Genomic DNA, 22,667 nt, shown 5'->3' on the forward strand with positions numbered 1-22,667 from the left:
CCATTATCATATTCTGGCGCGTTCTTTATATTATCGTGTAGCAAACTGACCGACTTAGCCAAGCATTTCACCTAAAAACCGTGCAGTATAATCAACGACCGGAATAATACGCCCGTAATTAATACGTTTTGGCCCTATTACACCAATAGCGCCAACAATACGATTAGTCTCGTTGCGGGCCGGGGCGACCACCATGGACATGCCAGAAGCTCCGAACAAACCGCTTTCAGCCCCGATAAAGATGCGAACACCCTCTGAACTTTCTGCCAGTTCTAACAAACTCAGCATTGTCTCCTGTGCTTCAAGCCGGTCAAATAAAGTCTGTATAGCCTGCAAGCGCTCCTGCCCGGCAACATCAGTCAGCAGGCGCGACTGGCCTCTGACAATTAATGTGCCACCCCGTTCACCGGTATCTCCGCCCCATATGGCAAGCCCGCGCTCAACCACATCAGCAGTCAGCTCATCAAGCACATGCCTGTTGTCAGAAATTTCTGTGCTCACACGTTCACACAACTCAGACAATGTTGCTCCCTTAAGTCTGGCATTCAGGTAATTAGCCGCTTCAACCAGAGCCGACGCAGGCACCCCTGCCGGAATTTCTGTCACACGGTTTTCAACCCGCCCATCTGTACCAACCAGCACAACAAGGGCACGATTACCGCCCAGAGCAACAAACTCAATATGCTTAACAGCTCCCTCACTTTTAGGCGCTATGACAAGACCTGCTGCGTCAGACATACCTGAAAGTAATGAAGATGCCTCCGTCATTGTATCCTGCAATGAACGCCCGCGTGCCTCCAGCGTGTGGCTGATCCGTGTCTGCTCTTCTTCCGAGAGCGCTCCAAATTGCAAAAGACCATCAACAAACAGACGCAGCCCGGCCTCAGTTGGCAAACGCCCTGCTGAAGTGTGCGGCGAAAACAGCAGACCGGCTTCGGTCAGAGAAGCCATGATATTACGCACCGTTGCAGGAGACAGCGGCTGGCTCAGCCTGCGTGCGAGCGTACGCGACCCGACAGGCTCACCATTGGCCATATATTCTTCCACCACTTCACGCAAAATCGTGGCAGAACGCCGGTCAAGATCAGGTGGCAAAGCACTGCCAACAGGGAACACACCAGGTCTCATCATCTGCTCTGCTCCTCCTCACCAGGGCTACATTGTGGGTTTCTTAATCATTTAAAGCAATTTTTTAGCACACACACCATTCTCGTCATACTGAACTGACGATAGTGTCACCTTTGTGTCGTTCGCCTGCCTGGTGAACAAACTATGATTTAAGGAGTTTCTTGACATGCGCCCTTCAGGTCGTCTGCCCAGCGAGATGCGTACTATTACCATCGACACCAGCTTTTCCCACCATGCCGAAGGCTGCGCTCTCATCCGCGTGGGTGGCACAGAGGTACTGTGCACAGCCAGTATTGAAAACCGTGTACCTCCGTTTCTTCGTGGTCAGGGCACCGGCTGGGTCACCGCAGAATATGGTATGCTGCCCCGCGCCACACATTCACGCGGCAGCCGCGAAGCCGCAAAGGGTAAACAGTCAGGTCGCACACAGGAAATTCAGCGCCTTATCGGGCGTTCACTTCGTGCTGTGACAGATCTGAAAGCCCTTGGTGAAATGAGCATCACCCTCGACTGTGATGTGCTTAATGCTGATGGAGGCACACGCTGCGCGTCAATAACCGGAGCATGGGTAGCTCTGCGCCTGGCTCTGGGTAAACTGGTTGCCAGTGGTGCTCTCCCTCACCTGCCACTGCTGGGTCAGGTTGCCGCGGTCTCGTGCGGACTGACTGAAACCGGCGCCGTACTTGACCTCGATTACGCAGAAGACAGCACAGCAGCAGCTGACACAAACTTTGTGCTGACAGCCGACCGCCGCATTGTTGAAATTCAGGGCACAGCAGAAGAAACACCTTTTACAGAAGATGCCTTTAACGAACTGTTTGCTCTTGCACGCATTGGCGTTTCAACGCTGTTTGATGCGCAGACAGCCGCTGTAACACGCGCAGAAAATGGCTGATACATGAGCACACCGCTTTTACACACCGGCGATAAGCTGGTGCTGGCCAGCCACAATGCAGGAAAACTCGCTGAGTTTTCGGCTATGCTGAAACCTTTCGGTATTACCGTAATTTCAGCCGGTGAACTGAAACTGCCCGAGCCGGAAGAAACAGAAACCACCTTTACCGGTAATGCCGCTCTTAAGGCACAGGCAGCGGCAAAGGCCTCAGGCCTGCCGGCATTGTCAGATGATTCCGGCCTGTGTGTGGCTGCACTCAATGGTGACCCGGGCATTTACTCTGCCCGGTGGGCCGGCCCTGACAAAAACTTCCCTGCTGCTATGGCACGCATTCACAATGACATTGGTACGGGCGAGCGGGCAGCATGGTTTATCTGTGTGTTATGTCTGGCTTTTCCTGACGGCAGGCTTCATTTCTTTGAAGGACGGACTGACGGGCAGATTGTCTGGCCACCCCGCGGCACAAACGGGCATGGCTACGACCCCATTTTTGCCCCTGAAGGTAAGACCCTTAGCTTTGCCGAAATGACTGACGACGAGAAAAATGCTCTGAGCCACCGTGCACGGGCCTTTGATCTTTTTCGTAAAGCCTGCCTGGGCTGAATAATCACTGAACCGGGGTTATGAATATCCCGGTTCAGACTACATGCTGGTATATTTTATTCAGGTTTTACAAATACATAAATAAACTGATCTGTTTTACCCCGTATTTTTGAATCAAATACCTTCAGGTGATGGTTATCCTGCGGGTTTGCCAGCAGGCTGCTTTCACCAGCAAACGTAAATCCTGCGGCGAGAATAGCCTTTCTGGCTGTGTCAGGCTCAATACGATGCAGCGTATCAGTTTGCGTCAGACCAGCACCCGCCACCGCAACATGATCGATAACCACAAATTTTCCGCCCGGCTTCAGGGCCGCAAACACCTGTTTGCTAAAGGCTGTAATATCGGTGTTACCCAGAAAAGGTGTTGGCAGGTCATGCAGGTTCTGAGAAGTAAAAAAAACATCAACCGGCTCAGGCAAATTCAGTGATGGCAAATGCACCTGAAGCGCCGTGACATTCGTTATGCCGGACTGATGAGACAGAGCCGTCATGGTTTTTTCAAACTTTGACCCGGGCGTCACCATAAGTGACGGCCAGATATCAAAAACATGACCCTGCTGCCCCACCACACCCGAGAAAATGCGGGTCCAGTATCCACGGCCAGGCAAAAAGTCAGCAACTTTCTGCCCTGGTTTCAGCCCCATAAATGCGACAATCTCCGCCCCGTGACGAGAGGCATCCTTGATTTTATCTGCATGACGCACCGGCGCATTAACTGCCGATGCGACATAGTCAGGCAAAGGGGCAGCCCCGGCCAGGAGTAAACCGGTCAGCCCCAGTGCAAAAAATTTCAGATTATGTCGCATATCAGTGACTCCTGTCCCGCTTTCCTGAGCTGTTAGCTCAGGCGCTGTGTTACATCTGCTATACGTTTACCGTAGAGCTCTGCACTTTTTAAATCACCTTTATGTACTTCATCGACAGATGCATCAGCCGGAGCACGTGTCAGAAGACCGACTGAACCACCAAGGTTATTCACATCATCAGCCGTAGCCGCTTTGGTGTTAGAAGGCGCCTGGCCCAGGCTCACCCATATACCACCATGCTGCGAAGCCAGTGTCTGCAGCGTGATCAGAGCAACCTGTTTATCACCATTCGGGCTGGCTGAGTTTGTAAAGCCACCAAACACTTTGTCCTGCCAGCCACGGGTAAACCAGATTTTAGAAGTCGCGTCGGCGAATTTCTTAAACTGCCAGCTTACATTACCCATATATGTCGGGGCACCAAAAATAAGAGCTGAAGCTTCGTTCAGGCTCGCCCATTCTGCCTCAGTGATATCGCCATTCTCATCAATAGCGATGAGAGCCGCACCAGCACCCTTAGCAACCTGCTCAGCAACAACGCGCGTGTGACCGTAACCAGAGTGATAAACGACAAAAATTTTGCTCATCGTCGACTTCTTTCAAAAAATATCTCATAAGAGATTAGTTTCTTTTTGAAACTATCTTTCCAAAAGAAACGATAAGAGACCTTTCTGCTCTCAACAAGAAGGCACTTTGAAGACACATGGTTACCACCAGGAAACTACGGGAGGTCCCCTCAGACCATTATAATGTTTTTGCCAAAGAATGTCCTGCCCGCATGGTGCTCGACCGCATAGGCGATAAATGGGCCCTGCTGATTCTTGATCATTTAAAATCAGGCAAAACACGCTTTAACGAGCTGAAGCGAAGCGTTGGCGGCATTTCGCAAAAAGTACTCTCAGGCGTACTAAAAACACTTGAACGTGACGGACTGATTTATCGTGAGGTGTATCCCACTGTGCCGGTCACAGTTGAATACTCTCTCACCCCCCTGGGGGAAACACTCACTGAAGCCATAAGTGCCGTAACGCACTGGGCCGAACTGCATATGAAAGAAATTCTTTCAGCCCGTGAGGCCTATGACCTGAAAGTCTGATGGCCACAAAAAAAGGTGGGGCTGTTACCAGCACCACCCTTTCTGAGCTCTCAGCCCCGGTGTGACATCGCCACACCGGGATTGCACGAGATCTCTTAAGCGTCTGTGTTACGACGACGAATAGCCGCACCCAGAATATCACCCAGAGAAGCACCGCTGTCAGATGAACCGTAGTCACTGATAGCCTGCTTATCTTCTTCAACTTCACGACCTTTAATGGTCAGTGCCAGTTTACGGGCTGCGCGGTCAACAGAAACAACCTTCGCATCAACGCGCTCACCAACAGCGAAGCGCTCTGGGCGCTGCTCTGCTTTATCGCGAGCCAGCTCTGCACGACGGATGAAGCCGGTCAGAACGTCGTCAACTTTCACTTCGATGCCGTTAGACTGGATCGCTGTGACAGTGCAGGTAACGATCGCACCTTTCTGAACACTGATCAGAACGTCAGCTGCCGGATCTTCCTGAAGCTGTTTGATACCCAGAGAAATACGTTCTTTCTCTACGTCTACGTCAAGAACCTTGGCTTTAACAACCTGGCCTTTTTCGTAGTTTTTCATAGCTTCTTCGCCGGTTTCTTCCCATGACAGGTCAGACATGTGAACCATGCCATCAATGTCAGCTGAGAGACCAACGAACAGACCAAACTCAGTAATGTTGCGGATTTCGCCTTCTACAACAGCACCGACTTTGTTTTCTTCAGCAAACTGTTCCCACGGATTACGCTGAACCTGTTTCAGGCCCAGAGAAATACGGCGTTTCGTGCTGTCAACATCCAGAACCATGACGTCAACTTCCTGAGAAGTAGCGACAATTTTTCCAGGATGAACGTTTTTCTTCGTCCATGACATTTCAGAAACGTGAACCAGACCTTCAACACCTGGCTCCAGCTCAACAAACGCACCGTAATCAGTGATGTTTGTAACGCGACCTGAATAACGCGCACCTGGCGGATATTTCAGAGCAACATTTTCCCATGGATCAGCTTCGAGCTGTTTCATACCCAGAGAGATGCGCTGCGTGTCAGAGTTGAAGCGGATAACCTGAACGCGAACAGGCTGGCCAATCTGCAGTGCTTCTGAAGGATGGTTGATGCGTTTCCATGCAATGTCGGTGACATGCAGCAGACCATCAACGCCACCCAGGTCAACGAAGGCACCGTAGTCAGTGATGTTTTTAACAACACCGTCAAGGATCATACCTTCTGTCAGGCCCTGGATCAGCTCACTACGCTGTTCAGCGCGTGTTTCTTCCAGAACGGCACGACGTGACACAACGATGTTGCCACGGGCGCGATCCATTTTCAGGATCTGGAAAGGCTGAGGAACACCCATCAAAGGGCCGACATCACGCACAGGGCGAATGTCAACCTGGCTGCCGGGCAGGAACGCCATAGCGCCACCCAGATCAACAGTGAAACCACCCTTAACGCGACCGTAGATGGTACCATTAACGCGCTGATTAGCTTCGAAAGCTTTCTCAAGGCTGGTCCATGCTTCTTCACGGCGTGCTTTTTCGCGTGACAGAACGATGCTGCCGTCGCGATCTTCGTAGCGCTCAACATAGAGCTCAACGACATCACCTGGTTTTACGTCAGGAGAAACGCCAGGAGGAGCGAACTCACGCAGAGAAACGCGACCTTCGCTTTTCAGGCCAACGTCAACGATAGCGAATTCGTCGGTGAGGCGAACAATACGGCCACGGACAACTGATCCGTCAAAGCCGGCGTCGCGGCCAAGAGTTTCATCAAGAAGGGTAGCAAAGTCTTCGCCACGGAAGTGATCCGTGGTCGGGGTTACGGCTGAAGCCATGTGTTACTGTAAATCCTGCACCAGTCAGCATAATGGCATGAGACTGGTCATTCCTGCGCATTGCACAAAGCAACACGACTTGCCCGAAAACACGCACAGAAGACCATTCTTCAGGGGTTTTACCGAGCCATATGTCAACATTACAGAAATCCGCACACAATGTGCACAGACACTCCTGTTGGCAGAGAAACCATCTCATGGGCGCTTGTCAACATAAACCCTGAGTTTTTTCTCTCAGACTCGGATAAAATGTCAGAAACCGTGTTTTCTCAGTCAGAGCATGTGGCAGCCTGAGCTCCCCTCACCTGGTAAGACGCTCCCGCGCATAAGCCAGAGCCTGGGCGAGCACCTGATCAGCATCAAGATGATCTGTTTCTATCTGCAGCGCATCCCCGGCAGGCTTGAGAGGAGCAACAGCACGCTGAGAATCGGCCAGATCGCGTGCGCTGAGGGCCTCCTGCGTTTCTTTTAAAACCAAGGCTACATCCGGGGCCTGCATATCACCACCCTGCTGCAGAAAACGCCGTAACGCACGGGTCGCGGCTGATGCGGTGATAAAAAGCTTCACCTCAGCATCAGGAAAAATCACTGTGCCAATGTCACGGCCATCAAGCACCGCCCCCTCCGGCCCGACAAAACTGCGCTGCGTAGCAATCAGAGCTTCACGGACAGCTGGCTGAGCAGCCACCTCACTGGCAGCCCGGGCAACATCAGGCGTGCGCAAATCCTTACGTGCCAGATCGGCCGGTGTCAGGCGGGTTGCAAAAGCCTCGGCAGGGTCTGCCGGGTTATCACCCACATCAAGCACAAGGCGGCCCACCGCACGATAAAGCAAACCTGTATCAAGGTAAGGCACACCAAGCGCCTTAGCCAGGCGTTTAGCCAGAGTACCCTTGCCAGCCGCCGCCGGGCCATCAACAGCAATAACAGGGCCACGCACACTCATGCGGCAAGCCCTGCGCCAAGACGGTTCAGCAGCTCAAAGAACCCCGGAAAGCTGGTGTTGATAAAAGTTGTATCATCAACCTCCACAGGCTGATCCGCCACCATACCGAGTACAGTCGCACTCATAGCCAGGCGATGGTCCATATGTGTCCCGACACATCCGCCACCAGGGATGGCGCCCTTTGTACCATGCACAATCAGGTCATCCCCCTCAACGCTTGTGCGCACACCATTAACCTCAAGCAAAGCAATGGTTGAAGCAAAACGATCGCTCTCTTTCACACGCAGTTCACCCAGACCACGGAAGCGCGATACGCCCTCAGCATAAGCGGCGGCCACAGACAGAACAGGATATTCATCAATCATAGAGGACGCACGCTCAGCAGGGACGTCGACAGCCCTGAGAGCTGAAGCCTTTACCCGCAGGTCACCTGTCGGCTCACCCGCCTCAATACGCTGGTTAAGCACCTCAATCTGCCCACCCATTTCGCGCAGTGTGTCAAACAGCCCTGTGCGCAACACGTTCAGACCGACATTCTCGATCACGACCTCAGAGCCCGCGACAAGCAAAGACGCCACAACAATAAAAGCGGCTGAAGACGGGTCGCCCGGCACTATCACATCAGCGGCCTTAAGGCTCTGCCCACCCTGCAGACGAATAATACGACCTCCGGCAGATGTTTCCTCAACACTGATCTGCACACCAAAATGCTTCAGCATATTTTCTGTATGGTCACGAGTCGGCACAGGCTCCTCAACACGGGTTTCCCCCTTCGCATTAAGGCCTGACAACAAAATAGCAGACTTAACCTGAGCCGATGCCACCGGCAGGCGATATTCAAGAGCTTTTGGCTCTGCGCTTCCCTGAATAGCAAGAGGCAGCCTGCCCTCTTCGCGGCTCATGAAACGAGCCCCTGTTTCAGAAAGAGGAATGGTAACCCGTTTCATTGGTCTGCGACGCAGACTGGCATCCCCCGTCATCACACTCATCATGTTATGACTGGCCAGAATGCCACTGAGTAAACGGGCTGATGTGCCGGAATTACCCATGTTCAGAACATCAGCAGGCTCCTGCAACTGTCCCAGGCCACGCCCTTCAACAGTCCATGATCCGTCTGCATGACGGTGAATAACAGCACCCAGTGCACGCATGGCGTCAGCTGTGCACAGCACATCCTCGCCCTCAAGCAGGCCTGTGATATGGGTTGTACCCTTCGCCAGAGCAGAGAGCATCAGGGAACGGTGACTGATGGATTTATCACCAGGGACGACAGTGGTCCCTGTCAGAGGGGACTGAACGCGGCTGACACGCAACGGGCGAACCGCGGCACCTGAGGGGGAGGTTTCTGACTGTTTCATAGCTGCATTTTCTCGGTATTACGGGGCATCAAGTCAATCCGTCACTGTGCAGAAAACGCCATCAAAGCAAGAAAAAACGATTTTTTGAGCTATCAGGGTTTGACACAAACTCTATGCAATGGCATCTGGCCACGGCTTAATCACCATTATTGAGTCTGCGGTTTCGACTGTCGGAACCGGGATTCGTTCCTTATTCAGGAAGGCTTTGCCGCCTTTCTGATCTCTGCTCATGATCGACAGGTAGTAGCAAGATGTCTCAGCAGCCCGATCTCGGCACCAAACGCGTCTGCGTCTCCTGTGGTGCCCGCTTTTACGATCTCGACCGCCCAACAGCCATCTGCCCGAAATGTGGCACGGCTCAGCCTGATCTCGTGCCGCGCCTGCGTCGCACAAGTGACAGTCTGATTTCCAGCTCGTCTAATACGACACCGGCTCAGAAAGATGAGGATGATCTGGATCTCGGCACAGATACCGATACAGATGCCGATGCAGATCTTGATGATGCACCGGAACTGGATGACGACGACGACGATGATGACATCAGCTCAGATATCGATGTCACCACCGACAAAGAAGATCACGATTCGTGATCTGATAAAAAACCTCATCACTGTCATGGTGATGAGGTTTTTTTATTCAGGCTATTTTCTGCCGGCGTTCAATTTCAACGCCAACCGACTCGATTTCTTCAAACACATCGAGTTTTTCTATTTTCACTCTGACAACCTGCACACGCTGATCAGCCAGCACGCCAGCTGCAATACGCTCGGCCAGAGTCTCCACCAGTCTCACATGCCCTTCAGCAATGATCTGGTGCACAAGCCTGACAACATGCTCGTATGACACCGTACGGCTAAGGTCATCCTGCCCGACCTCAAGGTCGTTTCTGTCAGGAACACCAAAAGCAACAGACACACGAATACGCTGCGTCACATTCAGTTCATGCGGAAAAACGCCAATATAGGCATCAATCAGCATATTATTGATAAACAGACAGCGCAGAGGCTGCTCGCTCACCCAGGGCGCAAAAACAGTCATATTTCTTTTCTCACTCTTCCTGAGCAGACTGCGCTGAAACCGGAGACCACTGTAAATGCTGCCCTCCGTCCAGGGCAAGCATCTGCCCGGTCACAGATGGCAGGGCCAGAAATGCAAGAGCAGCACGGGCCACTTCGTCGGGTGATGTACCATACCCAAGCGGCACAGATGCACATTGACGGGCAAACTGTGCGTCACTCTGCCTTGTACTGGCGAGGGCCGGACCAGGCCCTATAGCATTTACTCTGATTTTATGAGGAGCAAGTGCCAGAGCCATAGTTTGTGTCAGAGTCCATAATGCACTTTTTGACACGGTATAACTGACAAAGTGAGGCGTAAGCGACCAGACCCGCTGGTCAAGCATGTTTAAAATTATCCCCTCAGCCTCTGCCGGCAATGCTTTACCAAAGGCCTGCATAAGCACAAAAGGGGCACGCAGGTTAGGCTGCATATGTTCTGCCCAGCTGTCAGCCGTAACTTCATCCCACTCGTCACGTTCAAAAGTCGAAGCATTATTGATCAGCACCCCTAACGGGCCACCAAGAGCCGCAGCGGCACGCGGCAAAAGAGTTTTTGTATCCTCTTCCACCATCATATCCGCCTGAAGCAGACATGCCTTACGCCCCAGAGCCTCAACAGCACGCAGGGTTTGTTCTGCCTCAGCTGTCTCTTCCCGGTAATGAATGGCAACATCAAACCCGGCGCGGGCCAGTGCCATGACCATAGCCTGCCCCAGCCGTGCCTTTCCACCCGTCACCAGGGCACGACGCGGCACCGCCTGCGACACAGGCAGAGTATTATGTTCTTCTGACATGATTTCTCCTTTGACAGCAGCGGCTTACACTACGCTGGGCGACGGGCCCCGAGTGCTGCAGCCAGTGTACCATCATCAAGCACATCAAGGGCGCCACCGGCTGGTACACCCTGCGCAACCCGGCTTAGTGTCACCTCATACTCAGCCAGCCTGTCCATCAGCCAGTGCATGGTTGTTGCACCCTCAACAGTTGCACCCAGCGCAAGAATGATCTCACGCACCTGCCCCGCATCAAGGCGCGCCAGTAAGGACGCAATATTAAGATCTTCAGGGCCGACGCCTGCCAGAGGCGACAATGTACCCCCCAGCACCTGATACACCCCGCCATGCACTCCGGCACGCTCAAGCGCCCACAAATCGCCCACTGTTTCAACGACGCAGACAAGCCGCTGATCACGCGTTTCATCTGTGCAAATATGACACGGATCAGAGGTATCAAGATTACCACAGGTGGAACAGGTTGTGACGGCCTGCCCCGTCTGATCGAGTGCTCTGAGCAAAGGCTGCAGGCGAGCCTGCGGGTCACGCAGCAGGTAAAGCACGATGCGGCGCGCCGAGCGTGGGCCAAGACCAGGAAGACGCCCGAACAACCTTATCAGCTGCTGTATTTCGTGCCCGCCCATAAGAGGTCAGAAAGGAAGTTTCATACCGGCAGGCAGGTTCAGACCACCTGTCACTTTTTCCATCTCTTCTGCGGCTTTCACGTCAAGTTTGGTGCGGGCATCAGCACAGGCCGCAACGATCAGGTCCTGAAGCATTTCCATCTCAGCAGGGTCAGCAAGCTTAGGGTCGATCGTGATGGAACGCATATCACCTTTACCGCTCAGAAGAACCGTGACCATGCCGGCACCTGAACTGCCTTCAATTGTCATTGCCTCAAGGGTCGCCTGCATGGCTTCCATTTTAGACTGCATCTGAGAGGCCTGTTTCATCAGACCGGCTAAGTTTTTCATTGTGTCTCTCCTGCTGGTGCCGCACAAAGCAGCATTTTTTTGTTAAGAAATAAAATAAGCATCTCAGCCCCGTACTACTACCCCGCCTTAGTCAAAAGACAGGCCCGGGTCTGTCGGACGCTCATCTTCATCTGTCAGTTCAGCATCAACCGGTGCAAATATAAGATCGGGGATCTCCTCAGGGGGGAGACCATACTCATCCAGAGCATGATCTTTCACATCCCCCAGCTCCGCCTCCGGGAAAACCTTAAGAATGGCCTGAACCAGGGGATGAGCCTGCACATCCTGGCGCTGAAACTGAATAATTTCAGCACCCTGTTCATCCAGAGTCAGTTCACCTTCCTCCTGAGACAAAGTAATGCGCCATGACATACCGGTCACAGCCTGCAAAACTGTCTGTAAAGGCTTAACAGGATGAGGGGTTGCACCTTCTTTAATGCGAATAACAATATGACCGGGCGCAAACGACACCAGGTGCACAGCATGGCGCAACACGCCATGTAAACTCGCCTGGCGCTCCTGCCTGACCAGAGCAACAACCTCCCGCCAGCTGCGGGGCTGAGCGGATACTGCCTCAGCCTGGGGAGTACTCTGCACCATATCAGGTTCAGGTAAACGTAAGGCTGTCGCACCACCACCCTGCCCACCAGAAACAACCTGTGGCATAACCCGGCTGCTGCCAGATGGAGGCATGCTCTCAGACGGCGCATCCTGCCTGCGCTCCACCGGAGCCTGCGGCGGCATACCACCAGCAGAAAGCTGCTTAATCACCTCCCCCGGCGATGGCAGGTCTGCAACATAGCACAGGCGGATCAGCACCATATCAGCCGCAGCACGACGATCAGGTGCCTGTTCGACCTCCTGAATACCTTTTACAAGCATCTGCCAGGCACGCATCAGCACAGGCACAGGCAGGCTGTCGGCCAGTGCAGCCCCACGTACACGCTCAGCCTCAGGCATATCAGCGGCATCACGCAGACCCGGAACGGCCCTCAGACGAGATACTGTGTGAATCAGATCAAGTATATCATTCAGCACGAGGCCGGGGTCAGCCCCGCGTGCATGCGCTGCATCAGCCAGGGCAAGTGCCGTATCAGGCTTGCCGGTCATCACCGCTTCAAGCAGGTCAAACACAACCTGACGGTCAGCAAGGCCGAGCATATCGGTCACAACGGCGGCACTTACCTCATCCTCAGCCGTACCGCGGGTGGCAGCCTGGTCAAGCAGCGACAGGCCGTCACGCACCGAACCATCAGCCGCACGGGCGATAAGAGCCAGGGCATCAGACGAGAGACGAAGTGCTTCTTTTTCGGCAATACGCTGAAAAAGAGCTACGAGGTCAGACTGTGCAACACGCCGCAGGTCAAAACGCTGACAGCGCGACAAAACCGTTACCGGTACTTTACGCAGCTCCGTCGTGGCGAAAATAAAAGTGACCTGAGCCGGTGGCTCCTCAAGAGTTTTCAGCAACGCATTAAATGCATTACGCGAGAGCATATGCACTTCATCAATGATGAAGACCTTCATGCGCCCCTGCATGGGGCGAAAGCGCGTAGCTTCTATAATCTCACGTACATCATCAACACCGGTGCGCGAGGCTGCGTCCATCTCGAGCACGTCTGGATGACGGTCTTTTAAAATAGCAACACAGTTAGCACAGACACCGCACGGGTCGGCCGTGGAGCCACCCTGTCCGTCCGGGCCGGTGCAGTTCAGGGCACGGGCGATAATACGGGCTGTTGTTGTTTTACCCACACCGCGCACGCCTGTGAGCATAAACGCATGTGCCACACGCCCAAGCCTGAAAGCATTGCGCAATGTGCGCACCATAGCGTCCTGACCGACAAGGTCATCAAACGTTGCAGGCCGGTATTTTCGGGCCAGAACACGATAGGGTGCAGCGGGGGAAGAAACCGGCTCTAAAAAACCGTCGGAGAAACCGGGCTGCTCCAGGAGGGAATCGGGAGGCTCCGCCTGAGGAGAGCCGGCATCGGCCTTATCGGTCATTGCGGTTCCGGATAATGGAGACTGGCTCTGCCTGTCCCTTATTTGTAAGGGAATAACAGGTGGAAAGCCGAACAATGACCCGGACGAAACTCACTGTGGCTGCTTCCTTCCGGATCTGACCAGGTCAACAAGGTATCCGTCCACTGCCGACTTTCCGTCGCAAGCGATAACACCAAACTGGCCCTGCTGCCAAGTCCGTATCTGGCACTTCTGCCACTGCGGCACAGATTTTCTTCCTTTACATGACAAAAAAGAGCACAAAGAGGCTATAGACACAGCCATACTGTTTAAAATTTCTCCGCCAGACATAAGAAAGTGTAAACGTGCTCAGATTAAAAACATCCTCATTTATACCTGTTGTTTTCTCTGCTTTTTGCTGCTTTTCCTCGGTAGCACATGCTGAAAAAAAAGATTCAGTTAACGGTAATGTGCCCAATGCTCAGCTGCAGAAAGAGCTCGCTGTTTTACGCTTTCAGCCTGATTCAGCCAGTGAATCCTGTATTAATGCCCTTAAAGAGCTGCACAAAACCCAGGATCTGATTGACAAAAAAGAGCAGCGTTCATCCAGCGACCCTGATCTGGCTATTGCCCATGATGTTCTGGAATCAGATTTCGAAAATGCGATCGAAATGTGCTCCCCTGATGTGCGCAGATTATGTGGTGTGCATGACCCCGACGTAAAGCTTGCCAAAGCCTGTGAAAACGTTGGCAGCCTGCCTGACACGACGCCAGAAAACTAATACACCCGCTTCTTATTTCTCAGGCAGCGCAACCAGGGCTTCGACCCCTTCACGGCACCCCAGTACAGCAGCTTTCTCTTTGATCGTCAGAGCATGCTCAGCAACAGCAACACTGGGGGCCTCCTTCACCTTTAGCAGACCAACCAGGCGATCAGCACTGATCGGTTCACCAGGCTGGCGTGGGCGAGGCAGCATCTCAAGATGCGCTTTACGCAATGCCTTATTTTTACGCAGAGCAGAAATTGCACCCTCAGGCAGAATATCTGCCTCGGTTTTCAGTTCATTCTGTACAGTGACCAGGACCTCAGGAGGGTATGTTTCTTCCGGAATAAGCAAAACGCCTGCCCGGCGCAATGCTTCACCTGCCTTGCGACTGCTGGTCAGCACCACGAGAGGGATAGCCAGCAACAGCCCCAGCAGAACAGGTGTCATCCAGAAAAATAAAGCCGATGATACAATCCATGCACCACATCCCAGTACGAGACCAAAGAGTGTGAACTTAGTGTACTGCTTTACGACAATTTTAACCGGAAAATCTCCATCATCACGACGCTGAGCATTCCACCCGGAATCATGCCCGGATAAAATAGAAACCACAGCAGAGGTCTGAATCAGCATAGCAACCGGTGCAATCAACCCGCCGATAAAGGTTTCGACAAGCACAGAAATGGCGGCTCTGATAAAGCCACCGCACCCTTTGCGGGTCGTTTTATCAAAAAGCAAAGCAATATAAGCCAGAAATTTTGGAGCCAGCAGCACCAGCATCGTACCAATAAACACATATTTTGCCTGCACCGGGTCAACATGTGGCCAGTTAGGATAAAGCGTTTTGGTATCGCCAAAATATTCGGGGCGCTGAAAATGCGCCTGCAAAGAAATACAAATACCGGTCAGCAGAAAAATCAGCCACAACGGTGACGTAACATAAGCTCCTATGCCAACAATCATATGCATACGGCTGATCCAGCTCAGCCCTCTGGCTGGCAGAACCTTCATATGCTGCAGATTACCCTGGCACCAGCGCCGGTCGCGAATAGCAACGTCAGTCAGCGAGGGGGGACTCTCCTCATAAGAACCATCAAGAGCCGGCACCATATGGATGGCCCAGCCACCCCGGCGCATCAGCGCAGCCTCGACAAAGTCATGGCTGAGAATATGCCCGCCAAAAGGTGGTCGCCCCGGGACATGAGGCAGCCCGGCCTGAGAGGCAAATGCACGGGTGCGGATAATCGCATTGTGCCCCCAGTAATTCCCCTCAGAGCCATGCCACCAGGCAATACCATGTGCAATAACCGGACCATACACACGCCCGGCAAACTGCTGCATGCGGGCAAAAAGTGTACCCCCGCCTACAATCACCGGTAATGTCTGAATAAGACCCACATTCGGGTGGCGCTCCATCGCTCCTGCCATACGCACCAGTGTGTCACCCGACATCACAGAATCTGCATCCAGCGTGACCATATGCGCGTAAGCACCGCCAAAACGACGCACCCACTCACCAATATTACCGGCTTTACGCTCAGTATTGTTATGACGACGGCGGTAATACACACGCCCGCCCGGCCCTGTGTAATCACGCAAAGCCAGAAAAGCAGCCTCTTCTTCAATCCACACATCAGGCTGCGTCGTATCAGACAAAATAAACAGATCGAACGCACCGATCTGCCCTGTTGCCTTCAGACTGCTATATATAGCTTTAAGGCCTGCCATAACCCGGTGTGGTGATTCATTATAAACCGGCAGCAAAAGAGCCGTACGGCTTTGCAGCTCAGGCAATGGTCCGGAACGGGTCAGCCCCAGACCAAGGCCGCCGCGGGTCAGCATAGAAAAAAAGCCCGCACAGGCTGAGGTGAAAGCCAGCCCTATCCAGAAAAACAGCAACACAAAAAGCGCGAGCATCGTAAACCCGAGCAGCGTGACACCATTGGCGTCAAGCACCAGGTGCATATGCCAGGCACCATAGACTGTCAGCGCGAGCGCCGAACCCAGAACAGACAGCCGCCGCAAAACAATAGTGCGGGGCTCTGTTACCGGCGTGCGGGGTCGCCCCTCTTTATCCGGCCGGGCAGAAAAGCTCTGCTCAGGCATAAAAAGAGGTGACTCAGCAGGCAACGCTTCAAAAGCTGAAATATCAGGTGTTACGGAGTCCATTTATAAAGCCATTTTTCTGAAATAGGCCCGTCATCTGTTGCCAGTACAGCCTGCAATTCAGCCACTTTTTCATTGCCAGGAACAAACTCAAATGTTGTACGCCAGCCTTTAATATTAGGGTTAGGCTCAACCACAACATTACGGATCGTGCCTGATGTTGTCTGTGGAATAAGGTGAAAATGTGTGTCTGCCGGTAAATGCTTAAACGGCTCACCCGTAAAATCAATTGCAAAGAAACGGGCCGTTTTATCATCCGTCACGGCACCAACACGTGTTGCACCAACGCGCGCCTGTGATGTGGGGAATGGGTTATCAGCCCCCCAGTACATGCGATACGTGAAATTATATTCCTTACCCGCAACCAGCGGTGCTTTAGGCCGCCAGAAAGAGACAATATTATCATTCACCTCATTCGGTGTGGGGATTTCAACCAGGTCAACCCAGCCCTCACCCCAGTCTCCTATAGGTTCAACCCACAAAGAAGGACGTTTTTCGTAATTGAGCGCGAGATCTTCAAAATCATGAAAATTACGACGCCGCTGCATCAGCCCAAAACCATGGGGCGAAACATCAGCAAATGCTGAAAACTGGAGGTCAAGCGGGTTACGCAGAGGGCGGAACAGCTGCTGACCTGCCCCTGTCCAGATTTGCAGAGCCTCGCTGTCATGTGCGGCAGGGCGCCAGTCATCAACATGATTACGATCGTTTGAATCAAAATAGAACATACCCGTCAGGGGTGCGATGCCAGACTGCTTCATCTCTACCCGTGGGAACAAAGACGACTTCACATCGAAAATTGTTGTATCACCTGGGCGGATAGAGAAGCTGAATGCCCCGGTAACTGACGGACTGTCGAGCAGACCATGCACGACGATCGTATCAACATTAAGAGCGGGTTTCTCAAGCCAGAAAGCGCGGAACAGAGCAAATTCCTCACCCTTGGCATCGCCGGTACCGTTCGCAAAGCCACGCGCTGACAAACCGTAATTTTGCCCTTTGGCAACAGCACGGAAGTACGATGCCCCCAGAAAGACGCAGAACTCTTCCATCACACCAGGGGTATTAATCGCTGTGCGCAAACGTAGCCCGGCAAAACCAAGGTTATCCTGCACTTTTAAGGCCGGATCAGCATAACTGAACAAATCAGGGCTGTAAGGAACCGGCGCTGACTGGCCGTCTTTTACTTCATAAATATCGATACGCGGCCGATAGAGAAAACCACGTGGGAAAAACTCAACATCAAAATCGAGATGCTCGCCGTACCACAGCGCTTTGTCCTCGCGGTATTCAATACCCCGGAACTGATCAAAATTCAGGTTATCAATCGCTGCGGGCAAAGTCTGATCAGGCCCGGCATAAGGAGCCGCAGCAAGACGCTTTGCTATCTGCCGCACAGTATCCTGAGTAAAAGCCCCTGTCGCACCGGCCATCTGAGCAACATGGGATGCTTCAGCTGCACTGGCCTTACGTGCAGAAAACCCCTGCGCCAGCGTAGCGAGAGTAGCTCCGGCTCCACCCTTTATAATGTCTCGTCGCTGTATAGATGACGACACGCCTGATCTCCTGTTATACACCGCTTTATTCTGCGATATTATTTTTCACCCGGACTATGCTGACCATACTTATATGAATTTAGATTTTTTTTTAAGTCTTTGTCTTCTGACCTGCCAGCAAACGGCGTAAACGGGCCATATCCTCAGCACAGGCAACTGCTGCCTCTGCTTCCATTTTGCGATAAAGGGCGAGTACTGCAAGCCCCAGTTGCGTAACCGTAGCGCCGCCGCCGCCGCCCGTGCGTGTTGTCACTACAGGAGAGGAAAAAAGCTGATTGAGGCTGTCAACCAGAAGCCATGTCCGCCTGTAAGACATGCCCATGGCCCGCCCGGCTGCAGAAATAGAACCCGTTTCGGCAAGTTTTTCAAGTAAACGTATTTTCCCGTGACCCAGCACAGGCGTATCATCTGCATCAAGGCGCAGCGTGAGTCTTACTTCCGGCATGATCTGACAGCTTCAGTTCACAGCAGAGAATATTTGCATGAGACGCTAAACCTCTGAATAGCTATTTTTTTCAACTAAATAAGTCGGGACATTTTAAAATAATGCCTGTTATATGCCCCTCTAGCATCTGGCGCCTCATGACACCAGACGATCTTATCAGTGTCACCAGCCTGGCCACACAGATACACACTGACTACCCCGAAGATGCGGCAGTTTTTACCAACCGCCTGAAACTGGCACCTGATGGCTGTTTTGTGCTGAGCAAAGGAGCATTGATTGAAGGGTATATTCTCAGTCACCCCTGGTTTGGGTGCATAACACCGAAACTAAATGCCATACTCACAGCCCTGCCTCAGGCCCCTGACCGCTGGTATCTCCACGATATTGTATTAAGTCCTGCAACAAGAGGGCTGGGACTTGCCGGCACCGGTATTGCTCTGATGGAAACCATAGCCCGAAGCTATGGTCTGCCCTGCATCAGTCTGGTTTCAACACGGCTTGCCCTGAAATTCTGGGAGAAACAGGGATTCACACCAGAAAACATTTCTAAGGAAGAAGAAAAAGTGCTGGCTTCTTATGACCCCGAAGCCAGACTTTTATCACGCATAATAGCGGACTAACTCTACTCGTCTGCGTCTGCGCTTTCATCAGGCTCAGGTGACGCCATCATGGAATCTGCCACTACACCGGCATGAACACGTACTTTTTGTTCAATATCTGCCGCCATTTCAGGGTGATCACGCAGAAACTGCTTGGCGTTTTCACGGCCCTGGCCAATGCGCTGGCTATCGTAGGAGAACCAGGCGCCTGACTTTTCAACCACGCCAGCTTTCACACCAAGGTCAAGCAACTCGCCGACCTTACTCACCCCTTCGCCATACATAATGTCAAATTCAACCTGGCGAAAAGGAGGGGCCATTTTATTTTTAACGACCTTAACCCGGGTCTGATTACCCACGACTTCATCTTTATCTTTAATAGAGCCGATACGACGAATATCGAGACGCACTGAGGCATAAAATTTCAGTGCGTTACCCCCCGTTGTTGTCTCGGGGCTGCCGAACATTACACCGATTTTCAGACGAATCTGGTTAAGGAAAATCATCATGGTGTTAGAGCGTGCGACCGAACCTGTCAGCTTACGCAATGCCTGGCTCATCAGCCGGGCATGCAGGCCAACATGGCTGTCGCCCATATCACCCTCAAGCTCTGCACGCGGCACAAGAGCTGCCACACTGTCGACAACCAGCACATCAATTGCACCCGAACGCACGAGCGTATCGGCAATTTCAAGTGCCTGCTCACCCGCATCCGGCTGGCTGATCAGCAGGTTATCAACATCAACGCCAAGCTTTTTGGCATATCCGGGGTCCAGAGCATGCTCAGCATCAATAAAAGCGCAGGTGCCGCCTTTTTTCTGTGCTTCAGCAATAGCATGCAAAGCAAGGGTGGTTTTACCAGAACTCTCCGGGCCGTAAATCTCGATTACGCGGCCACGTGGCAAACCACCAATGCCGAGCGCAATATCAAGCCCCAGAGAGCCGGTAGGAATGACGTCAGCCTGTTCACGCGGGCGCTGGCCCAGCCGCATAACAGACCCTTTACCAAAAGCACGCTCGATCTGCCCGAGTGCACCTTCAAGAGCTTTTGCCTTATCCATACCCTACCCTTCCTGCTGTCTGTCAGACATTATACTGCACAGGCTGCACGGTGCGCCTGTATTTTGATTCTACGGGCGCTTCCTGCTTAAGCGCATGCCTGACAACACCCGTTTCAGCCCGTCATACTGCCTGTTCTGCACACTCAGCACAACGCATTAAGAAACCGTTCTTCTTTTGTTTTATTTAGGAACAAAAGAAGAACATGTGTAGTGAAATTATTGAAAAAATGCAAGCTGTGTATCCGACAGAGCCGTGTCTTATTTTTTCTGGTTATCCTGGTTACCGGAAACCGCCAGACCGCTGCCACGAGGGTCTGTCCAGCCGAAGCATTTTTTTTCATCTCCCGGCAAACCGTCGCGACATGACACAAAATTTGCACGTCCATTGCCATTACCCACTTTAGGTTTCACCCCTAAAATAGCGGCCCTGAGCGCAATTGCTGCTGTATCAGCTGCGACATTTTGCCCTGAAGCTGTTGCGGCAGCATGGAAATAATCTTTGTTTTTATGTGCTATCGCCGCCGCCAGCATAGGCAGAGGTAATCTGGCAGGAGAGGCTGCAAGAACGATACCTGTAGAACCTGCGACACGGCCTGTACCAAACAGATTATTCATTGTCAGAGCACAACCAACAGTCTCTCCCTGGCGGTCAGTCACAATGAAGGAGGTAGATGCCGGCAGAGCACTCAGGTTACCCCCCTGAGGGAAACGCTGCGAATCCACCATAGACTGCGCCATATTTACATTTATCGGCTTACCATTCGTCTGATTACGCCAGCCTGACACGACGGATTCACCAATCAGCACACCCTGATTCTGATGATGTGTCAGAGCCGCCGCCATACCCAGACCACCATCAGCCGGAGGAGGCAGTAAATTCACCCTCAACCCGTTAATATCCAGAGATAAAGGAGCCGAAACCGTTGCAAGGTTGCGCCTCATATCAGCCATAGACACTCCCCCACCGGCATCGTGAGCAGCCTGAGAGAACACCTGACCAAGAGAGCCTGTATATAAATCACCTGTCCCGGCTGTGCGAATGCGCTCAAGAGATCCTGCAAGACGTGACTGCACCATCAGGTCATTCGTCTTCAGAATTTCTCCTTTGCCATTGCTAAAAATCGCCTGTGCTTTTTCATCTGCCAGCAAGGCAGCGTCAACTGTGCTCAGATCTGAAGCCAGTAATGTGCCAACAGGCACACCGTCACGGGCCATATTACGAGCCGGCATCAGCGTTTCGGAGAAATCGACACTGCCATAATGCAACTGCATCAGATAAAGGCCACGCACCAGCATAGGGACCGCAGCAGGACGCTCAGCTCCTGCCTCCGTTCCCGCCGGGGGCAGAAACAGAAAAGCTTCACCATTCTTCTGCCCGGGTTTCCAGGCAAGACAGGCACCACCGGCTCCCAGTGAAGCACGTGAAGGTAATGTTACAGATAAAGCCAGCCCCAGTGTTGCCGCAGCATCTGCCGCATTACCGCCCCGGGCCAGTACATCACGCGCAGCAAGCGCTGCCAGAGGTTCATCAGCGACAACTTCTCCGACAAAACCAGAAACAGCCGTGAGCTGAGGTGCTGAAGACCCTCCACAACCCGCCAGTAACGCTGCCATAAACAAACTGGCAGCCACACGTGTGGGAGCGGAAAAGATCGATGTACGTCGGGCAGAACCGGGGCTTAAATAACGCTCGGACACGTCAGGATCTCTCCATTTATTCTCAGATACGCTCACAGACAGATTTTAGCTGCCTTCTTTTCGATAGCCATCTTCGGCACACTCAGCAACACATACTCTGCGTTTGTGGTAAAGCTTTCTGTCTGCAATTCCCATTCTAACGCTTCTGCATTAGGGTAAAATCATGAAAAAATCAGTTTTTCCCTCTCTCAGGCAACTTACTTTTGTAACCGGTGCCTGTCTTTCGCTTTCAGGTTTTTCTGTACCAGCTTATGCTGACAGCCAGAGCTTTACACCCGAGCAGCGTAAAGAAATCGTAAACATTGTGCGCGACGCACTTAAAACAGACCCCTCTATTCTGGCAGATGCCGTTGCCTCCATGCAGGCGCAGGCCACAGCAAAGCAGCAGTCTGATGCTCTTGCCGCTGTACGGGCGCACAAAGACCTGTTTGGACAGAGCAACACAGACATTGTTCTGGGCAACCCTCATGGCACACTGGAAGTTGTAGAGTTTTACGACCCCCGCTGCCCTTATTGCCGCAAGGTTCTGTCAGACCTGGACAAACTCGTTGCAAGCGAGCATGACCTGCGCCTGGTAGAAAAAATTGTGCCTGTTCTGGGTCCGAACAGTGTTCTCGACGCCCGTGCTATTCTGGCCGCCGGTGAGCAGCATGCTTACAAAGAGTTTCAGCTTGCTCTGATGAGTGACACGGCAAGTCCGTCAACAGATCGTATTCGCCGGGTTGCGCAGCATATTGGCCTGAATGCCGATCAGCTTATAAAAGACATGCAGAGCCCAAAAGTGGCTACCGCCCTGCATAACAACATAGAGCTGGCCCGCTCCATCAACCTCGACGGCACACCAACGTTTGTCTTTGGTGATCTGCAGATTGTCCCCGGTGCGGTTTCTCTCGATGAGTTAAAAACCGCTCTCGCCCGCATGCGAAAAAGCCACTGAAAAATTCAGACATTCCTCCTCGTTTAAGAGC

Annotated in this window: 23 protein-coding genes and 1 other RNA gene; 7 read left to right on the forward strand and 17 right to left on the reverse strand. The window is 52.6% G+C overall.

The window, feature by feature from the left end; all coding sequences use genetic code 11:
- Window positions 1-54: 54 nt before the first annotated feature.
- A complete protein-coding gene (gene hrcA, locus HK11_RS01260; protein ID WP_086553577.1) occupies window positions 55-1,128 on the reverse strand; it encodes a heat-inducible transcriptional repressor HrcA in 1,074 nt (357 codons plus the stop codon).
- 166 nt (window positions 1,129-1,294) lie between these two features.
- Between hrcA and rph the strand changes: the two genes are divergently transcribed.
- Window positions 1,295-2,023 (forward strand): ribonuclease PH, encoded by a 729-nt coding sequence (rph, locus tag HK11_RS01265; protein ID WP_086553533.1) that lies wholly within the window; start codon window positions 1,295-1,297, stop codon window positions 2,021-2,023.
- A gap of 3 nt (window positions 2,024-2,026) precedes the next feature.
- Complete coding sequence (gene rdgB / locus HK11_RS01270; RefSeq protein ID WP_086553534.1) at window positions 2,027-2,626, forward strand: RdgB/HAM1 family non-canonical purine NTP pyrophosphatase; 600 nt, start codon at window positions 2,027-2,029, stop codon at window positions 2,624-2,626.
- Between the two features lie 56 nt (window positions 2,627-2,682).
- On the opposite strand, the gene HK11_RS01275 is transcribed toward rdgB, so the two are convergent.
- Window positions 2,683-3,432 carry a class I SAM-dependent methyltransferase gene (locus HK11_RS01275; RefSeq protein WP_086553535.1) on the reverse strand — a complete coding sequence of 250 codons (750 nt, stop codon included), beginning with the start codon at window positions 3,430-3,432 and terminating at the stop codon, window positions 2,683-2,685.
- Between the two features lie 32 nt (window positions 3,433-3,464).
- Window positions 3,465-4,016, reverse strand: a complete 552-nt coding sequence (locus tag HK11_RS01280; protein WP_086553536.1) for a flavodoxin family protein — start codon at window positions 4,014-4,016, stop codon at window positions 3,465-3,467.
- Between the two features lie 116 nt (window positions 4,017-4,132).
- Between HK11_RS01280 and HK11_RS01285 the strand changes: the two genes are divergently transcribed.
- A complete protein-coding gene (locus tag HK11_RS01285) occupies window positions 4,133-4,525 on the forward strand; it encodes a helix-turn-helix domain-containing protein (RefSeq protein WP_086553537.1) in 393 nt (130 codons plus the stop codon).
- 95 nt (window positions 4,526-4,620) lie between these two features.
- Here HK11_RS01285 and rpsA read toward each other — a convergent pair whose 3' ends face one another.
- The 3 genes from rpsA to aroA all read right to left on the reverse strand — a co-directional run bounded on the left by rpsA (window position 4,621) and on the right by aroA (window position 8,637).
- Window positions 4,621-6,333 carry a 30S ribosomal protein S1 gene (gene rpsA, locus HK11_RS01290; RefSeq protein WP_086553538.1) on the reverse strand — a complete coding sequence of 571 codons (1,713 nt, stop codon included), beginning with the start codon at window positions 6,331-6,333 and terminating at the stop codon, window positions 4,621-4,623.
- Window positions 6,334-6,634: 301 nt separating this feature from the next.
- Window positions 6,635-7,279: a (d)CMP kinase gene (cmk, locus tag HK11_RS01295; RefSeq protein ID WP_086553539.1), complete on the reverse strand. Its 645-nt coding sequence runs from the start codon at window positions 7,277-7,279 to the stop codon at window positions 6,635-6,637.
- Entirely contained in the window at window positions 7,276-8,637 is a 1,362-nt protein-coding gene (gene aroA, locus HK11_RS01300; RefSeq protein WP_086553540.1) for a 3-phosphoshikimate 1-carboxyvinyltransferase, read from the reverse strand. Before aroA ends, cmk begins: the two co-directional genes overlap by 4 nt.
- Before the next feature lie 251 nt (window positions 8,638-8,888).
- Here aroA and HK11_RS01305 point away from each other — a divergent pair, with 251 nt between their 5' ends.
- Complete coding sequence (locus HK11_RS01305) at window positions 8,889-9,227, forward strand: FYDLN acid domain-containing protein (RefSeq protein ID WP_086553541.1); 339 nt, start codon at window positions 8,889-8,891, stop codon at window positions 9,225-9,227.
- Window positions 9,228-9,273: 46 nt separating this feature from the next.
- On the opposite strand, the gene folB is transcribed toward HK11_RS01305, so the two are convergent.
- The 6 genes from folB to ffs form a co-directional block, all read right to left on the reverse strand.
- A complete protein-coding gene (gene folB, locus HK11_RS01310; protein WP_086553542.1) occupies window positions 9,274-9,675 on the reverse strand; it encodes a dihydroneopterin aldolase in 402 nt (133 codons plus the stop codon).
- Window positions 9,676-9,685: 10 nt separating this feature from the next.
- A complete protein-coding gene (locus HK11_RS01315; protein WP_086553543.1) occupies window positions 9,686-10,489 on the reverse strand; it encodes an SDR family oxidoreductase in 804 nt (267 codons plus the stop codon).
- Between the two features lie 29 nt (window positions 10,490-10,518).
- The gene (recR, locus tag HK11_RS01320; RefSeq protein ID WP_086553544.1) at window positions 10,519-11,112 is read right to left on the reverse strand and encodes a recombination mediator RecR; all 594 of its coding nucleotides are present in this window, start codon (window positions 11,110-11,112) and stop codon (window positions 10,519-10,521) included.
- A gap of 6 nt (window positions 11,113-11,118) precedes the next feature.
- Complete coding sequence (locus HK11_RS01325) at window positions 11,119-11,442, reverse strand: YbaB/EbfC family nucleoid-associated protein (RefSeq protein ID WP_086553545.1); 324 nt, start codon at window positions 11,440-11,442, stop codon at window positions 11,119-11,121.
- Between the two features lie 87 nt (window positions 11,443-11,529).
- On the reverse strand, window positions 11,530-13,449 hold the full coding sequence (locus tag HK11_RS01330) for a DNA polymerase III subunit gamma/tau (protein ID WP_086553546.1): 1,920 nt from the start codon (window positions 13,447-13,449) through the stop codon (window positions 11,530-11,532).
- 58 nt (window positions 13,450-13,507) lie between these two features.
- Window positions 13,508-13,605, reverse strand: an RNA gene (gene ffs / locus HK11_RS01335) — signal recognition particle sRNA small type.
- A 167-nt stretch (window positions 13,606-13,772) separates the two neighbouring features.
- Here ffs and HK11_RS01340 point away from each other — a divergent pair.
- Complete coding sequence (locus HK11_RS01340) at window positions 13,773-14,189, forward strand: hypothetical protein (protein ID WP_086553547.1); 417 nt, start codon at window positions 13,773-13,775, stop codon at window positions 14,187-14,189.
- A gap of 12 nt (window positions 14,190-14,201) precedes the next feature.
- Here the strand turns inward: HK11_RS01340 and mdoH are convergent, their stop codons facing one another.
- The 3 genes from mdoH to HK11_RS01355 form a co-directional block, all read right to left on the reverse strand.
- Entirely contained in the window at window positions 14,202-16,343 is a 2,142-nt protein-coding gene (mdoH, locus tag HK11_RS01345) for a glucans biosynthesis glucosyltransferase MdoH (RefSeq protein WP_086553548.1), read from the reverse strand.
- Window positions 16,331-17,896 carry a glucan biosynthesis protein gene (locus HK11_RS01350; RefSeq protein ID WP_086553549.1) on the reverse strand — a complete coding sequence of 522 codons (1,566 nt, stop codon included), beginning with the start codon at window positions 17,894-17,896 and terminating at the stop codon, window positions 16,331-16,333. Before HK11_RS01350 ends, mdoH begins: the two co-directional genes overlap by 13 nt.
- A gap of 91 nt (window positions 17,897-17,987) precedes the next feature.
- Window positions 17,988-18,341: a winged helix-turn-helix domain-containing protein gene (locus HK11_RS01355; protein WP_086553550.1), complete on the reverse strand. Its 354-nt coding sequence runs from the start codon at window positions 18,339-18,341 to the stop codon at window positions 17,988-17,990.
- Window positions 18,342-18,478: 137 nt separating this feature from the next.
- Between HK11_RS01355 and HK11_RS01360 the strand changes: the two genes are divergently transcribed.
- Complete coding sequence (locus HK11_RS01360) at window positions 18,479-18,961, forward strand: GNAT family N-acetyltransferase (RefSeq protein ID WP_233133243.1); 483 nt, start codon at window positions 18,479-18,481, stop codon at window positions 18,959-18,961.
- Between the two features lie 2 nt (window positions 18,962-18,963).
- Here HK11_RS01360 and recA read toward each other — a convergent pair whose 3' ends face one another.
- Both recA and HK11_RS01370 read right to left on the reverse strand, forming a co-directional pair.
- Window positions 18,964-20,001 (reverse strand): recombinase RecA, encoded by a 1,038-nt coding sequence (gene recA, locus HK11_RS01365; RefSeq protein WP_086553551.1) that lies wholly within the window; start codon window positions 19,999-20,001, stop codon window positions 18,964-18,966.
- A gap of 258 nt (window positions 20,002-20,259) precedes the next feature.
- Window positions 20,260-21,615 (reverse strand): gamma-glutamyltransferase, encoded by a 1,356-nt coding sequence (locus HK11_RS01370; protein ID WP_086553579.1) that lies wholly within the window; start codon window positions 21,613-21,615, stop codon window positions 20,260-20,262.
- A 247-nt stretch (window positions 21,616-21,862) separates the two neighbouring features.
- Here HK11_RS01370 and HK11_RS01375 point away from each other — a divergent pair, with 247 nt between their 5' ends.
- Window positions 21,863-22,636, forward strand: coding sequence for a DsbA family protein (locus HK11_RS01375; RefSeq protein ID WP_086553552.1), 774 nt, complete (start codon window positions 21,863-21,865; stop codon window positions 22,634-22,636).
- Window positions 22,637-22,667 lie beyond the last annotated feature (31 nt).

The organism is Acetobacter sp. DmW_043 (assembly GCF_002153485.1).
Taxonomy (GTDB): Bacteria; Pseudomonadota; Alphaproteobacteria; order Acetobacterales; family Acetobacteraceae; genus Acetobacter; species Acetobacter thailandicus.

Excerpts from the sequence above, each read along its gene's own strand:
- hrcA (WP_086553577.1), bottom strand. The coding sequence starts at position 1,128 with ATGAGACCTGGTGTGTTCCCTGTTGGCAGTGCTTTGCCACCTGATCTT.
- rph (WP_086553533.1), top strand. The coding sequence starts at position 1,295 with ATGCGCCCTTCAGGTCGTCTGCCCAGCGAGATGCGTACTATTACCATC.
- rdgB (WP_086553534.1), top strand. The coding sequence starts at position 2,027 with ATGAGCACACCGCTTTTACACACCGGCGATAAGCTGGTGCTGGCCAGC.
- HK11_RS01275 (WP_086553535.1), bottom strand. The coding sequence starts at position 3,432 with ATGCGACATAATCTGAAATTTTTTGCACTGGGGCTGACCGGTTTACTC.
- HK11_RS01280 (WP_086553536.1), bottom strand. The coding sequence starts at position 4,016 with ATGAGCAAAATTTTTGTCGTTTATCACTCTGGTTACGGTCACACGCGC.
- HK11_RS01285 (WP_086553537.1), top strand. The coding sequence starts at position 4,133 with ATGGTTACCACCAGGAAACTACGGGAGGTCCCCTCAGACCATTATAAT.
- rpsA (WP_086553538.1), bottom strand. The coding sequence starts at position 6,333 with ATGGCTTCAGCCGTAACCCCGACCACGGATCACTTCCGTGGCGAAGAC.
- cmk (WP_086553539.1), bottom strand. The coding sequence starts at position 7,279 with ATGAGTGTGCGTGGCCCTGTTATTGCTGTTGATGGCCCGGCGGCGGCT.
- aroA (WP_086553540.1), bottom strand. The coding sequence starts at position 8,637 with ATGAAACAGTCAGAAACCTCCCCCTCAGGTGCCGCGGTTCGCCCGTTG.
- HK11_RS01305 (WP_086553541.1), top strand. The coding sequence starts at position 8,889 with ATGTCTCAGCAGCCCGATCTCGGCACCAAACGCGTCTGCGTCTCCTGT.
- folB (WP_086553542.1), bottom strand. The coding sequence starts at position 9,675 with ATGACTGTTTTTGCGCCCTGGGTGAGCGAGCAGCCTCTGCGCTGTCTG.
- HK11_RS01315 (WP_086553543.1), bottom strand. The coding sequence starts at position 10,489 with ATGTCAGAAGAACATAATACTCTGCCTGTGTCGCAGGCGGTGCCGCGT.
- recR (WP_086553544.1), bottom strand. The coding sequence starts at position 11,112 with ATGGGCGGGCACGAAATACAGCAGCTGATAAGGTTGTTCGGGCGTCTT.
- HK11_RS01325 (WP_086553545.1), bottom strand. The coding sequence starts at position 11,442 with ATGAAAAACTTAGCCGGTCTGATGAAACAGGCCTCTCAGATGCAGTCT.
- HK11_RS01330 (WP_086553546.1), bottom strand. The coding sequence starts at position 13,449 with ATGACCGATAAGGCCGATGCCGGCTCTCCTCAGGCGGAGCCTCCCGAT.
- mdoH (WP_086553548.1), bottom strand. The coding sequence starts at position 16,343 with ATGGACTCCGTAACACCTGATATTTCAGCTTTTGAAGCGTTGCCTGCT.
- HK11_RS01355 (WP_086553550.1), bottom strand. The coding sequence starts at position 18,341 with ATGCCGGAAGTAAGACTCACGCTGCGCCTTGATGCAGATGATACGCCT.
- HK11_RS01360 (WP_233133243.1), top strand. The coding sequence starts at position 18,479 with ATGACACCAGACGATCTTATCAGTGTCACCAGCCTGGCCACACAGATA.
- recA (WP_086553551.1), bottom strand. The coding sequence starts at position 20,001 with ATGGATAAGGCAAAAGCTCTTGAAGGTGCACTCGGGCAGATCGAGCGT.
- HK11_RS01370 (WP_086553579.1), bottom strand. The coding sequence starts at position 21,615 with ATGGCAGCGTTACTGGCGGGTTGTGGAGGGTCTTCAGCACCTCAGCTC.
- HK11_RS01375 (WP_086553552.1), top strand. The coding sequence starts at position 21,863 with ATGAAAAAATCAGTTTTTCCCTCTCTCAGGCAACTTACTTTTGTAACC.